A 12,432-nucleotide genomic window follows, 5' to 3' on the forward strand; every position below is an offset into this window, starting at 1 on the left:
GAATTTGAAACCTTCTACACTAAAAATATTCTGCTTAACGAAGGTCTGAGAGCTTGGATGGCTCCCCAAGACCAACCCCACGAAAACTTTATCTTCCCTGAGGAGGTTCTCCCGCGTGGTAACGCTCTCTAATATCCCTACCGCTACCGGTCGTGACCAAAGTTCCACTGGCTTCGCTTGGTGGTCTGGTAACGCTCGTCTTATCAACCTCTCCGGTAAACTGCTCGGCGCCCACGTCGCCCACGCCGGTTTAATCGTTTTCTGGGCCGGGGCGATGACCCTGTTTGAAACCGCCCACTTTATCCCCGAAAAACCGATGTACGAACAGGGTTTAATCCTGCTTCCCCACTTAGCTACCCTCGGTTTTGGGGTCGGTCCGGGTGGTGAAGTAGTCGATACCTTCCCCTACTTCGTCGCTGGTGTTTTGCACTTAATTTCTTCGGCTGTACTCGGTTTTGGTGGTATCTACCACGCTATCCGCGGACCGGAAACCCTAGAGGAATACTCTAATTTCTTCGGTTACGACTGGAAAGACAAAAACCAAATGACCAACATCATCGGTTATCACCTGATTCTCTTGGGTTGTGGTGCGCTGTTGTTGGTATTTAAAGCCATGTTCTTTGGCGGTGTCTATGATACCTGGGCCCCTGGTGGCGGTGATGTCCGCATCATCACCAATCCTACCCTCAACCCCGCAGTTATCTTTGGTTATCTGACCAAAGCTCCCTTCGGTGGTGAAGGCTGGATTATCAGCGTCAACAACATGGAAGATATCATCGGCGGTCACATCTGGATTGGCTTAATCTGTATCGCTGGCGGTATCTGGCACATTCTCACCAAACCTTTTGCCTGGGCGCGTCGCGCTTTCATCTGGTCTGGAGAAGCCTATCTGTCCTACAGCTTGGGCGCTCTTTCCATGATGGGCTTTATCGCCGCCGTTTACGTTTGGTTTAACAACACCGCCTATCCCAGTGAATTCTACGGTCCGACCGGTATGGAAGCTTCCCAAGCTCAAGCTTTCACCTTCTTGGTGCGTGACCAACGCTTAGGTGCTAACGTCGCTTCTGCCCAAGGCCCCACCGGTCTAGGTAAGTACCTGATGCGCTCTCCCACTGGCGAAATCATCTTCGGTGGTGAAACCATGCGTTTCTGGGATTTCCGCGGTCCCTGGTTAGAACCCCTCCGCGGTCCTAACGGTTTAGACCTCGACAAAATCAGAAATGACGTACAACCCTGGCAAGTCCGCCGCGCGGCTGAATACATGACCCACGCTCCTTTAGGTTCCTTGAACTCTGTGGGTGGGGTTATCACTGACGTTAACTCGTTTAACTATGTGTCTCCTCGCGCTTGGTTGGCTACCTCTCACTTCACCCTCGCCTTCTTCTTCCTGATTGGACACCTCTGGCACGCTGGACGCGCTCGCGCCGCCGCCGCCGGTTTCGAGAAAGGAATTGACCGCGAGACTGAACCCGCATTGGCAATGCCTGACCTCGACTAATTTCGGTTAGTTCGATGGCAGCGGCTCCCGTCTAGTTGACGGGAGCCTTTTTGTGGTTAATATCAGACATTGACATCCTCAGACGCAGCTAAAACACTCTCTAAAGCCGATAATAATCGTTGATTTTCTGCCGGTAAACGGACAGCGACCCGAAAATAATTGCTGCCCAATTCGGGGAAACTGAGACAATCGCGGATAAAAATTCGATGATATTTTAATAAAGCTTCCTGTAGGGGTAAACAGGAAGATTGAGATTGTACTAAGAGGAAGTTAGCGGCACTGGTTTGGGGCTGTAATTGCGGAAAATTAGCTAATCCCTGCCATAAATCCTGGCGGGCTGCCGTTAACCAATCCCACGTTTGTTGTTGAAAATCCCTATCTTCAATTGCCGCAATAGCGGCAACCACAGCCAAGTTATTCACCGACCAAGGATCGCGCCATCTTTGCCATTGTAACAGGCGATCGGGATGAGCGAGGACGTATCCTAGACGCAAACCGGGGAGACTGTAAAATTTAGTTAGGGAACGCAAAATCAAGAGATTGGGATATTCCGGCAACAGAGATATTAAACTCTCCTGTTGTGGCGGGGGTAAAAAATCCATAAAAGCTTCATCCACTACCACCAAACCAAATTGCGATAGATAGGGACGAATGGCCGCCACCGTCCAGAGTTTCCCGGTGGGATTGTGGGGATTATTGAGTAATAAGCCTTGTTTTTCGGGATTAACAGGCTTTAAACTGGTTAAATCTAGGGAATGTTGGCAGATTTTTCCACCAAAACTTTTTAAGGCCCGTTCGTAATCGTTAAAAGCAGGTGTTAGTACATAAACACTATCAAATGAGGCCAATTCCCGACCAGCCCAGGTTAATAACTCAGCCGTACCATTGCCCGGGAGAATCCAATCTGGTCCGATATTGTGCCATTGACCGAGGGCAGAACGCAACTGCCAATACGCGGGGTCAGGATAACGAGTCAGACTGGTTAAATGGCTTTTAATAGCGGTTAGTGCGCTTTCCGGTGGACCGAGGGGGTTGATACTGGCAGAAAAATCGAGAATAGAGGAAACCGGACAGCCAGCAATTGCGGCCGCCCAGTCAAGATTACCACCATGTTTAGGTCTAGGCAAAAGACTTACAGCGAACGAAACTCAACAGTAATTATTCCTTATCCGGAGCCACTCTGTCTTTAAACAGTTTACCCGCCGAGAAAGCCGGGACGCGAGTAGCTGGAATCTCCATCTTATCGCCGGTTTTCGGGTTGCGTCCTTCCCGGGCCTGACGTTCCCGGGCCTCGAAGGAACCGAATCCTACTAGGGTTACTTTGTCCCCCTCAGAAACCGCATCGATAATGGTTTCGATGGCGGCAGTGAGAACAGCATCTGCTTGTTTTTTGGTCACAGAGGCTTTGAGAGCGATTTGATCGATTAATTCACCTTTATTCATGCGCTAACTCCTTTTTTTGCGGTTTTTCTGAGTTTAGGGTGGTTGTCAGTAGTTTATTATGGTTCCCCTGTTGAGGACTCGCCAGGATCGAGTTCACTAAATAAAGCCTCAAATCCTCATTGGCTATATATTCCACTGCATTATTCTAAGCGGGAATTGTCTCGATCGGAATCGCTGAAACCTTTAATTTATCTAGATTTCCCCCCGATTCCCCGGTAAGAGGAGAGACAAAAGGGAATAAGCGAGAGATTTACGGCGATATAAGCTAATAAAAAGAGATTAGCAAGCTAAATTGCCGATAAATATTCTCTAAAAGCGATAGGCATCCTAACTTCCCAAAAATCGTTCATCGGTTCTCTCCCAGATGTTTGACTAATTTTGCCCCCAAAAACGTTAAAAAAGTTTACCAAAGCAATTTCTGCCCAAAAATTAAGGTTCAGACCCAGGAGATATTCGCTAGAATTGGAACTTATGATCGTTAAAAATATTCAAAAAAGCAGGATTTAACTGGAAAGTTTGCTATCATTATCTATTCAGCGACAAACTCGCATGGTGATTTACTGCTATCCCCTAGCCGATCTAGGTCAAAGCTTAAGACGTTCTTTTATCGTGACTTTTTTGGCAGTAATCGCCATTCTTGGCGGTGTGATTCCCGAATTTTCTTGGACGACGGCGGTGGTTAGTTTCCGGTCTTCCGCTTATACTCAAGATTTTACGGCTGACCAAATTAAACGTTATGCGACCGCAGTTTTGTTGATCGAAACCCAAAGAAAACAAGCTTATCAGGCAATTTCGCAAATTTTAGGCAAAATTCCCCCAGCAATTACCTGTAACCAACGGGAAAGCTTTAATAATCTTCCCGCTAATGCCCAAAAAATTGCCGTCGATTATTGTAATAACTCAAAAAAGATTGTCCAAGACAGTGGACTGAATGCGACTGAATTTAACGCCATTACTAATCGGGTTCGTAGCGATGATAACTTGAGACGACGGGTACAAAATGAGATGATTCGTCTGCAGCGGGAAAATAAATAGAAAAAGTTCCTCAGTTTTTCCGGTCAAGTTGGAGTCAGGGCTACAATAAGAATGTTTTTTCCCATTGACCAATATCATGTTAACTTTTACCGAGCGCTTACCCCCCCGTCATACCGCTAGTCCACCTCCCCCAGAAACGGTACTTTTTAGCCTTCTACTCACGGCCGAAGAACGCACCCGCAGCCGTTATCGTCTCGACAGTCCCGAAGGTTTTTCCCTCTGTTTTCGTTTACCCCGCGGCACAATTCTACAGGACCGCGATTTCCTGCGGGGGGAAAACGGCGAAATTATTCAAATAATTGCTAAACCAGAACCAGTTATCACTATTACCGCCCCTTCAACCGATTTACTCCTCAAAGCGGCCTATCACCTCGGTAATCGTCATGTAGCCCTAGAAATTAACCCCGATTATCTGCGTCTGGCCCCCGATTCTGTCCTACAAGCAATGTTAGAAGGTTTGGGATTAACTGTAACTGAAGAAATCGCCCCCTTTAACCCCGAAATCGGCGCTTATCAGCATTATCATGACCTGGAAGAGGCAAAAAAGGGATAGTTAGCTAATCTTGCCCAATGCCCTTTCTGATTTAGAGTAAGCAAAAATCAAACTCGGTTTCGACTTACCTCTTTTCCTACCATAAATTGTAGTTTTTGGGCATTATCTTAACAAAATTTAACTGACAAAAAAACAGTAACTTTTTAACAGCCTCTACGGGATATTTTCTTAATCAAGAGGCTCTCATTCTGCTAGTTTCTAGAATTTTAATCGGCCTCGGTGAATTGATTAATCATCAAAGTAAAAATCGAACTACGAGGAATGAATAACCATGGTACTTTCAGAACTAGCACCAACGGCTGTAACCTCTGTCCTGTCTGATTTATCCACACCCACTGAGGTTAAAAAATTCCCTGCTCAAAACAATGATCTAATCTATTTTTGTGAACTAGATTCTAGTAATAAACTGATCATTGAACCGCAAGGGGTTTATACAACTCTCGACGGACGAATTTATCTTATTCGAAAATGTTAGGATTTTTCAACTATTATCTATATTTTCCGTCAGCCAATTTTTAAAGTTTCTGATGGCTTCACTTCTCCCCACTTGTTGACTTTGTTTAACAAATTGATTAATTAATTCAATAATCGGGATCTGAGGAAAATTGGGACTGCTTAAAGACTCAATATATTCTCCTTCTTGTAATAAATTAATCTGTAGGCCACTTTGAGTATAACGCCACAGTTCGGGAACACCTAACTGTCGATAATTATCTAAATAAGTACGGGAAGTAATATCAATTTCTAGGACTAAATCGGGGGGGGGATCACTTTCTAAATTAAGTCTATTTTTGCCAATAACGGCTTGATAGTTTTTAATATAAAAACAGGCATCAGGTTCAACCGCTTGATTCATCCGCTCGTTTTTAAATGTTGTTGATCCTAACGGTTCAAAATCAATATTGAGTGCTTCTAACAAAAACTGAACCATATAACTAATGATTTCTTTATCTTTTTCATGTTCGGGTAAAGGTACCATAATTTCTAATATTCCGTTACTGTAGGATAACCGAGAAGCACGACTTTCTCCTAATTCTGATAATATTGTCTCAAATTTTTGCCAGTTAAGCTCTTTTAAAAGTAACTGTTGACCGGGATTGACGATAATTTGTTCTAAGGCTAATTGCATGGCTTTAGCTGAAAATGTTGATTTCTTAGTTTAATTATACCCTTACTCATAGGATTGCAACAAAAATTAAGCCTATTTGTAATATTCTGCCAGTTTTATTAAAGTGTTATTTCGTCGAGTAATAATTTTGGCATCAACCCCTTCAGATGGATCTAAATGTTCAGATTCTACAAGAGATTTAATAAAATTGGAAACTTGAGGGTTTAATTCTCCTTGATGGGTTGAAGATAAGCTCGTCATTAAAGCATCATACCATAACCCATTTTCGGCATAGCGTTCTGCTTGTTCAGTTTTTTGAATTGGTGGTTGACTTAAATGAATGGGTATTTCAACCACTCGGAATTCTGCTCGTTGAATCATCCAAACGTCAGGACTTTGACGAATAGCGACTTGCCATAAATACTTTTTACCCACTTCTAAAGGGGTTTGATTACTGGGAAAAGAAAAGTTATGAATTCCTCCTTTTTGTTGAAATCTTAACGTTTCTCTCCTTTGTTTAATTTTTCCTTGCTCATTAAATTCAAATAAGCGAAAATCTACCTCATAATCCGTATTTTGATTACCCACTATGCAGACAAAAGAAGGGGTAACAGATACAGTTTGACCGACATAAACTTGCGATGCAATATTGGAAGAAGTATATAAAGTGTCTCCAAAACTTGGGGAAATGCACAAATTAAAAGAGTAATTTAGAGAAGTATTTGAGAAAAATACGGAGGGGAATGAGGGATTATTTGCCTTGAGCGATTGGATAAAAAAGGCGATGGCTTACTTTCCTAAAAGCTGCCAGACAATTCGTCGCTGGATTGACGAAATAACTGCCTATTTTGATAACCGAACAACCCAGGGAACAGTGGAAGGAATTAACAATAAACTGAAGGTGATTAAAAGGAGAGGCTATGGATTTAGAAACTTTAAAAACTTTAGTCTTAGATGTTTATTAAATTGGCATTTTGCTAGTTGATTTTATATGGTAAGTTCGGAAGAACCCAAATTACCTCATTTGTTGAGGGGGGGACTGGATGAAATAATTTACTTCCTGATCCCGATCCTGCTACTTTAGGAGGGATAGGATTAGGTTTACGCTGGTTAGTGGCTAATGGTTTAACTGTTCGTTTAGATTACGGGATTCCGTTAGTTTCTGTCGATAATTCCGGAAATTCACTGCAAGAACAAGGGTTTTACTTTTCGGTGAGGTATAGAAAAGCATTCTAGCATATTCTGAGAGAATTATAATAATAGTTCTCAATTAACTTAATCCGAATCTTTATCTTTTGTCGCTTGGTTAATTTCAGCGTTTTTCTCAAAGATGAGGTATAATCAATGTGGTTTGTGCTTCGAGGCGAGCGCTCTGTTCAAACCCTCATTCTGTAAGGCTTCTGGGGTTGATGATCGCACTTTTTGATTTCAAAAAAGCCTAAAGATATTATCCAACCAGGTTTTTAGATTTATTCAGCCAAACCTAGTTAAAAAAGAGAGGAGTAGGTCGCCATATCTAGTCCCTTGAGAACGGAATTCGCTATCGGTCAAAGTTTCTAGAAAAGCCCTAGGAATAGCTTGAGTATTTATACTTATTGCCATCCAAGTATGCTTCCCCTAAGATATAGTTGATCGGTAATCGTGCCGAACTAATTACCGAAAATTTGGGTTTAAAACCCTTGGAATGATGTTTTTATTGTATTCAGGAAGTTGAAAAAATGAAGACCAAATCGATCATAAGCTTACTATCCCTTAGTATTATAGGAATGTCAATCTATGCAGGTCAAGCTAATAGCAGTGATTATCGAGCTTTGACCCCGGAAGAAAAATCACAGTTGACCGATGCTTTGCTAAAACAGGGCTGTAGGAATCCTAAAGAGATGAAATTTGATGTTGAGACTAACCAGTTTGAAGCAGAAGATGCTGTGTGTGAGGGAGGAAGAAAGTATGATATTTACCTTGACAAAAACTTTAGGATTGTTTCAATGAAACCAGACTAAAAGAGCAAATCCCTGAGAAGCTTTTACCGGTCGCCGCGAAGATTACCAATGAGGTATAACAAAGCCATTCTAACAGCAACACCACTGGTAACTTGTTGGGAAATCAGACTAAAATCGGGATCGTCCATCAAATCGGAACTAATTTCCACTCCCCGATTCACAGGACCTGGATGAAGTACTTTCACCCCTGGTTGACAGGATTGCAAACGAGGACGAGTAATGCCAAAACTTTGATGATATTCGCGTAAACTGGGCAAAAGATTGGCAGTCATTCGTTCTTTTTGCAGTCGCAGGGTCATCACAAAATCGGCCTTTTCTAAAGCTGGTTCTAAATCCCAGTGGAGAAATATGCGATCGCACAATTCCCCAAAATATTTCGGCAGTAGGGTAGGGGGTGCGGACAAATGTACTTCCGCCCCTGCCGTGGTTAAACTCCAGATATTGGAACGAGCCACACGAGAATGGAGTATATCCCCGACAATAGCGATTTTTTTGCCCTCTAACAGTTCTAAACGGGGATTTTCCTCATCTAACAGACAACAGATCGTAAACAGGTCTAAAAGTCCCTGGGAGGGGTGTTCGTGTTGACCGTCCCCAGCATTAAGAATACTGACCCCCGACTGCAAACGATCCATTTCTGCGGCAATTAAATCGGGAACCCCCGACTGTTGATGTCGGATAACAAAAATATCCGTACCCATGGCCACATAGGTTAAAGCGGTATCGAGAATCGTTTCCCCCTTAGTCAAACTGGAACTACCCGGGGCAAAATTAAGAACATCGGCCGAAAGACGTTTCGCCGCTAGTTCAAAACTACTACGGGTGCGGGTGGAAGGTTCAAAAAAAAGATTTGTCACCACTTGACCTTGTAGGGCCGGCACTTTCTTGGTACGTCGGGAAAGAACTTCACGAAAACTAGAGGCCGTTTGTAGCAGGGTTTGGTATTCTTCCGGTTGCCAGTCTTGCAATCCCAAAATGTGGTGTCGGATCCAAGTGAAAGCCATAGGAGTTGAGGAGGCGGTAAAAACGGCAAATTTCGTCTATGCTATTGTAGGATTTCTTTGCATCAAGTTAATAAATAGGGTTTATGAGAATTAATTTTTCCTTGTGTCAGGTCACTCTCGCGATCGCTTTATTTCTCAATCCCTTGCCGGCGATCGTTGCCCAGACTGCCACCTCTGGGGAAATGGTATCACCGACCACGGGCATTAATTACACTCGCCTGAAAAATTTCCTCGCTCAACAAAATTGGCGACAAGCTAACGATGAAACCCGTAATTTAATGCTGAAAGCGACCGGACGGGAATTACAGGGCTGGTTTACCATGGAAGACCTGCAAAAATTGGCCTGTTGGGATCTGCAAAAGATGGATCAACTCTGGAAAGAAGCTTCCGGGGGTCGTTTTAGTTTCAGTACCCAATTTCGTATTTTTATCGAGACAGGTAATCGACCGGGGCGCTTAGTGGCGATCGAAAATTTTCAAACTTTTGGCGATCGCATCGGTTGGCGTAAAGATGGTGATTGGATTATTTTTAAAGAAAATCTTAACTATACCCTCAATGCTCCCGTCGGTCATCTGCCGGCGCCCCGGGACGAATATCAGATCGCCGGTGGTCGTCTAGAATACACCACCCTCGCCCAAAGATTAGTCACCTGTAATATTGTTAGCTTAGGGCAAAGCAAACAATAGACCTCTTGTAAAAATCAAAAATTGTTGTTAGGGTTAGGAGTCAGGAGTCAGTAGTCAGTAGTCAGGAGAATTAAGAATGAACAATAATCAATTAAATAGTCTATTTACGGATTTTATGCAATTTAATCCTTATTTTTGCCGTTTTTGAACCCTCAAAAATTAATTATGCCAGAGGTTTAATAATCACGGCGATCAATTCTGTAGAGTAAAATTTAAGGAAAAGCTTCTCTCCTCACCTTCCCTTTTTTTCCGATTTACTAGCACTTTTTCTGCCAAAACTCCCTAAATTTAACAATGATTAAACGATCCGTTAACGTATCGAGAGCGATCGGTTCGTCGATCGCCGTTTCCCTAATTGTCACTGGTTGCGCCCCCCAGAGCCCCCAGGCCACCGGACCGGCGGCTGTTCCCGTCAAACTGCAAACCCTCGGCACCGACAAATTAGTGCAAAGTAGCGAATTTGTCGGTACTTTGATCGCCCAACAGCGTGTTAGCGTCTCTCCTCAGATTACTGGTCGGATTCGCTCTATTTTCGTTAAATCTGGCGATCAGGTAACTCAGGGACAAAAAATCGCCGAATTGGATCCCGAACAACAACAGCAACAGGTAAACGCCAGCATCGGCCAGGTAAATTCGGCCAAAGCGAACCTGAATGCGTCTGAGGCGGATTTAAGGCAAAGACAAGCGCAAGCGAGGGCAAATAAAGCCCAAATTGCCCAGAATCGGGCAAATGTGGCCAATGCCGAAGCCAATGTTAAAAGTCAGATCGCCACCTTGAGCGCCGCCGAAGCCGATTTACAGAGAGCGAGAGCTAATTTAGATTTGGCGGAAAAAAACCTAACAAGAGCCGAATTTCTGGTTAAACAAGGCGCACAGCCCCAACAGGACTTAGATGATCGCCGCCGCGACATTCAGGCCGCCAAGGCAGAAGTAGAAGCCCGGTCTCAAAATCGTGATGCGGCCCGTCAACAGGTGACGGCGGCTAGAGCTACCCTACAGGCAAACAAAGAAGCATTAAATATCGCTATTCAAAACGAATTAGCCTCAGGGCAACAGGTGGCGGCGGCGGCGGCAACAGTGAACAGTCGTCAAGCGGCAGTAGCCAGCGCTGAGGGACAATTAGGGGCGACGCGTCAGAATTTAGTTTTTAACACCATTACCGCCCCGATTGATGGTTTTGTCGGCGATTTTAATCAAAGAAAAGTCGGCGATATTATCTCCCTGGGTGAAGAATTAACCTCGTTAACTAACAATAAAACTTTGGAACTAAATGTGCAGATTCCCGTGGAATTACAACCGCGTCTGCGCGTCGGGTTGCCCGTGGAAATTATTAATCCCGATGGCAGCCCGGGGGTTCGCGGTCAAGTAACTTTTATTTCCCCCACCGTTTCCCAAGCTACCCAATCGGTTTTAGTGAAATTTGCCTTTACTAATGATGGCAGTCTTCGCAATAACCAATATGTGCGGGCGCGGTTAATTTGGGATCAAAAACCGGGGGTATTAGTTCCCACCACGGCAGTGACTAGCATCGGGGCGCAAAATTTTGTTTTTGTGGCCGAAAAAGAAAAGGCTAAAGAAGGTCAAGAAAATGCCAAGGAGCGTTTAGTGGTTAGACAAAAACCCATTCAAGTCGGCACGATTCAAGGGCAAGCTTATCAGGTTATTTCTGGAGTAAATGCCGGGGAAAGAATTGCTGTTAATAATATTCTTTCTCTCCGAGATGGTACAGCTATAACTGTTAGTCAGCAGTAATTTTTATGAGTAATTCGATTACCGTTCGTCCCCTGGCAGCGCAACTAATTACCGCCGAGAGTTTCCGTCCCTACGGTCAATTAATAACCCCTGGCCATGACGGGAAACTGTTTGATGAAAGCGATGCACAACTGCATTTAAAAAATGGTGTGCCACGTTTTTATATTATGCGTTTACAGACTCGCGGACGTAAATTTAAGCGAATTACTCGTCATAGTCAATGTACCCAATGTCTTGGTTCTTTGGGGGGACAAGAGTGGTTTTTAGGAGTGGCCCCCCCTAGTCCTCATCCTCAACCAGATTTAGAAAAATTAAAGGTTTTTCGCATCCCCGGGGACTGTTTTATTAAATTAGAGGTGGGAACTTGGCACGCTGGCCCACTTTTTGATCAACCAGAGATCAATTTTTATAATCTCGAATTGAGCGATACTAATATTATCGATCATTTTACCTATAATTTTGCCCAAGAGCAGTCAATAGAATTCGAGATTGTTGATTGAAAAAATTAATTTTTTTACCTAGGTTTTGCTGAATATCGGTGAAAGCTGACAGGGAGAAAATGTGAGTTCTATGAAGTTAAAAAAGGGCAGAAGGTAGAGCAGGGAAGTCTTTTACCTCTAAATCCAGAGAAGGCTTAATAGGATGATAAGTGTAAGCAATGAGACTCCCTAAAAGGTTAACTAGAAAATTCCAGATACTACTTTGAATTGGCACTATTTGTCGATTAAGTCTGAAAACGATGACCTATAGTCATTTCAGATAAGTATGATACAGTCTAGACCGACAAAATCCTTAGGAACTCTGGGATTGATATTCTCAATCTTAATTGAAATGACTATAGGTTGCTCTAATGGGAAGTTTTGTGACGACAAGTAGCATTGATGATATTTATGGGGAATAATAGATTTAGATGAGTGCCTAACTTTCCAATTGGTAGCGACTTGCCATGAACCCAACAACCGCCAATTATGATGAACCTTGGAAAGAAGCATTAACCGAGTATTTTGAAGCGTTTTTACATTTCTTCTTTCCTGAAGTTCACCAATTGATTGATTGGACAAAAACTCCCGAATCCCTAGAAAAAGAACTCAAACGGATTACCGCTTCAGCAAAGACAAAAAAACGTTTCGCTGACAAACTCTATAAAGTTTGGTTACTCAGGGGAGAAGAAGTCTGGATTTTGATTCATATTGAAATTCAAAGTCAGTACGAAGAAAATTTCCCTCAGAGGATGTATATTTATAACTATCGGGCCTTTGATTTGTATCAGAAACCAGTTATCAGTCTGGCAATTTTAGGAGATGAACGAGTAAATTGGCGACCAGATTCCTATAATTATACTATCGCTGGCTG

At 43.3% G+C, this 12,432-nt stretch carries 12 protein-coding genes and 3 pseudogenes; 10 read left to right on the forward strand and 5 right to left on the reverse strand.

Annotation, left to right across the window (positions count from 1 at the left end):
- Nucleotides 1–132, forward strand: a pseudogene (locus tag H6G40_RS21270) (photosystem II protein D2); the annotation flags it as partial.
- The gene (gene psbC / locus H6G40_RS21275) at nucleotides 116–1,498 is read left to right on the forward strand and encodes a photosystem II reaction center protein CP43 (protein WP_002739004.1); all 1,383 of its coding nucleotides are present in this window, start codon (nucleotides 116–118) and stop codon (nucleotides 1,496–1,498) included. The pseudogene H6G40_RS21270 and the gene psbC, both read left to right, overlap by 17 nt.
- 62 nt (nucleotides 1,499–1,560) lie before the next feature.
- Here the strand turns inward: psbC and cobD are convergent, their stop codons facing one another.
- Nucleotides 1,561–2,625 carry a threonine-phosphate decarboxylase CobD gene (gene cobD / locus H6G40_RS21280; RefSeq protein ID WP_002738701.1) on the reverse strand — a complete coding sequence of 355 codons (1,065 nt, stop codon included), beginning with the start codon at nucleotides 2,623–2,625 and terminating at the stop codon, nucleotides 1,561–1,563.
- Between the two features lie 31 nt (nucleotides 2,626–2,656).
- On the reverse strand, nucleotides 2,657–2,941 hold the full coding sequence (locus tag H6G40_RS21285; protein WP_002739253.1) for an HU family DNA-binding protein: 285 nt from the start codon (nucleotides 2,939–2,941) through the stop codon (nucleotides 2,657–2,659).
- Nucleotides 2,942–3,490: 549 nt separating this feature from the next.
- On the opposite strand from H6G40_RS21285, the gene H6G40_RS21290 reads away from it, so the two are divergent.
- Complete coding sequence (locus H6G40_RS21290) at nucleotides 3,491–3,976, forward strand: DUF4168 domain-containing protein (RefSeq protein WP_002738674.1); 486 nt, start codon at nucleotides 3,491–3,493, stop codon at nucleotides 3,974–3,976.
- A 76-nt stretch (nucleotides 3,977–4,052) separates the two neighbouring features.
- On the forward strand, nucleotides 4,053–4,529 hold the full coding sequence (gene ureE / locus H6G40_RS21295) for an urease accessory protein UreE (protein WP_002738434.1): 477 nt from the start codon (nucleotides 4,053–4,055) through the stop codon (nucleotides 4,527–4,529).
- Nucleotides 4,530–5,010: 481 nt separating this feature from the next.
- On the opposite strand, the gene H6G40_RS21300 is transcribed toward ureE, so the two are convergent.
- Together H6G40_RS21300 and H6G40_RS21305 are read right to left on the reverse strand one after the other, a co-directional pair.
- A complete protein-coding gene (locus tag H6G40_RS21300; RefSeq protein ID WP_002738484.1) occupies nucleotides 5,011–5,658 on the reverse strand; it encodes a Uma2 family endonuclease in 648 nt (215 codons plus the stop codon).
- 72 nt (nucleotides 5,659–5,730) lie between these two features.
- On the reverse strand, nucleotides 5,731–6,333 hold the full coding sequence (locus H6G40_RS21305; RefSeq protein ID WP_199309477.1) for a DUF928 domain-containing protein: 603 nt from the start codon (nucleotides 6,331–6,333) through the stop codon (nucleotides 5,731–5,733).
- Between H6G40_RS21305 and H6G40_RS21310 the strand changes: the two are divergent.
- Nucleotides 6,287–6,622, forward strand: a pseudogene (locus H6G40_RS21310) (ISL3 family transposase); the annotation flags it as partial. The gene H6G40_RS21305 and the pseudogene H6G40_RS21310 overlap by 47 nt on opposite strands.
- Nucleotides 6,623–7,355: 733 nt before the next feature.
- Nucleotides 7,356–7,637, forward strand: coding sequence for a hypothetical protein (locus H6G40_RS21315; RefSeq protein WP_002790909.1), 282 nt, complete (start codon nucleotides 7,356–7,358; stop codon nucleotides 7,635–7,637).
- 23 nt (nucleotides 7,638–7,660) lie between these two features.
- Here the strand turns inward: H6G40_RS21315 and H6G40_RS21320 are convergent, their stop codons facing one another.
- Nucleotides 7,661–8,641, reverse strand: coding sequence for an aspartate carbamoyltransferase catalytic subunit (locus tag H6G40_RS21320; RefSeq protein WP_002790911.1), 981 nt, complete (start codon nucleotides 8,639–8,641; stop codon nucleotides 7,661–7,663).
- A gap of 83 nt (nucleotides 8,642–8,724) precedes the next feature.
- On the opposite strand from H6G40_RS21320, the gene H6G40_RS21325 reads away from it, so the two are divergent.
- The 4 genes and pseudogenes from H6G40_RS21325 to H6G40_RS21340 form a co-directional block, all read left to right on the forward strand.
- Complete coding sequence (locus H6G40_RS21325) at nucleotides 8,725–9,327, forward strand: GUN4 domain-containing protein (RefSeq protein WP_002739340.1); 603 nt, start codon at nucleotides 8,725–8,727, stop codon at nucleotides 9,325–9,327.
- Nucleotides 9,328–9,621: 294 nt separating this feature from the next.
- Nucleotides 9,622–11,079, forward strand: coding sequence for an efflux RND transporter periplasmic adaptor subunit (locus tag H6G40_RS21330; protein WP_042790995.1), 1,458 nt, complete (start codon nucleotides 9,622–9,624; stop codon nucleotides 11,077–11,079).
- 5 nt (nucleotides 11,080–11,084) lie between these two features.
- Nucleotides 11,085–11,579, forward strand: coding sequence for an ureidoglycolate lyase (locus H6G40_RS21335; protein ID WP_002738430.1), 495 nt, complete (start codon nucleotides 11,085–11,087; stop codon nucleotides 11,577–11,579).
- A 446-nt stretch (nucleotides 11,580–12,025) separates the two neighbouring features.
- Nucleotides 12,026–12,432 (forward strand): annotated as a pseudogene (locus H6G40_RS21340) (Rpn family recombination-promoting nuclease/putative transposase); the annotation flags it as partial.

Source organism: Microcystis viridis FACHB-1342, assembly GCF_014698335.1.
Classification (GTDB): Bacteria; Cyanobacteriota; Cyanobacteriia; order Cyanobacteriales; family Microcystaceae; genus Microcystis; species Microcystis ichthyoblabe_A.

What these genes read in the sequence shown, in the direction of transcription:
- H6G40_RS21325 (WP_002739340.1), top strand. Translation starts at nt 8,725, where the DNA reads ATGAGAATTAATTTTTCCTTGTGTCAGGTCACTCTCGCGATCGCTTTA.
- H6G40_RS21320 (WP_002790911.1), bottom strand. Translation starts at nt 8,641, where the DNA reads ATGGCTTTCACTTGGATCCGACACCACATTTTGGGATTGCAAGACTGG.
- H6G40_RS21335 (WP_002738430.1), top strand. Translation starts at nt 11,085, where the DNA reads ATGAGTAATTCGATTACCGTTCGTCCCCTGGCAGCGCAACTAATTACC.
- ureE (WP_002738434.1), top strand. Translation starts at nt 4,053, where the DNA reads ATGTTAACTTTTACCGAGCGCTTACCCCCCCGTCATACCGCTAGTCCA.
- H6G40_RS21330 (WP_042790995.1), top strand. Translation starts at nt 9,622, where the DNA reads ATGATTAAACGATCCGTTAACGTATCGAGAGCGATCGGTTCGTCGATC.
- H6G40_RS21285 (WP_002739253.1), bottom strand. Translation starts at nt 2,941, where the DNA reads ATGAATAAAGGTGAATTAATCGATCAAATCGCTCTCAAAGCCTCTGTG.
- H6G40_RS21290 (WP_002738674.1), top strand. Translation starts at nt 3,491, where the DNA reads ATGGTGATTTACTGCTATCCCCTAGCCGATCTAGGTCAAAGCTTAAGA.
- H6G40_RS21315 (WP_002790909.1), top strand. Translation starts at nt 7,356, where the DNA reads ATGAAGACCAAATCGATCATAAGCTTACTATCCCTTAGTATTATAGGA.
- H6G40_RS21300 (WP_002738484.1), bottom strand. Translation starts at nt 5,658, where the DNA reads ATGCAATTAGCCTTAGAACAAATTATCGTCAATCCCGGTCAACAGTTA.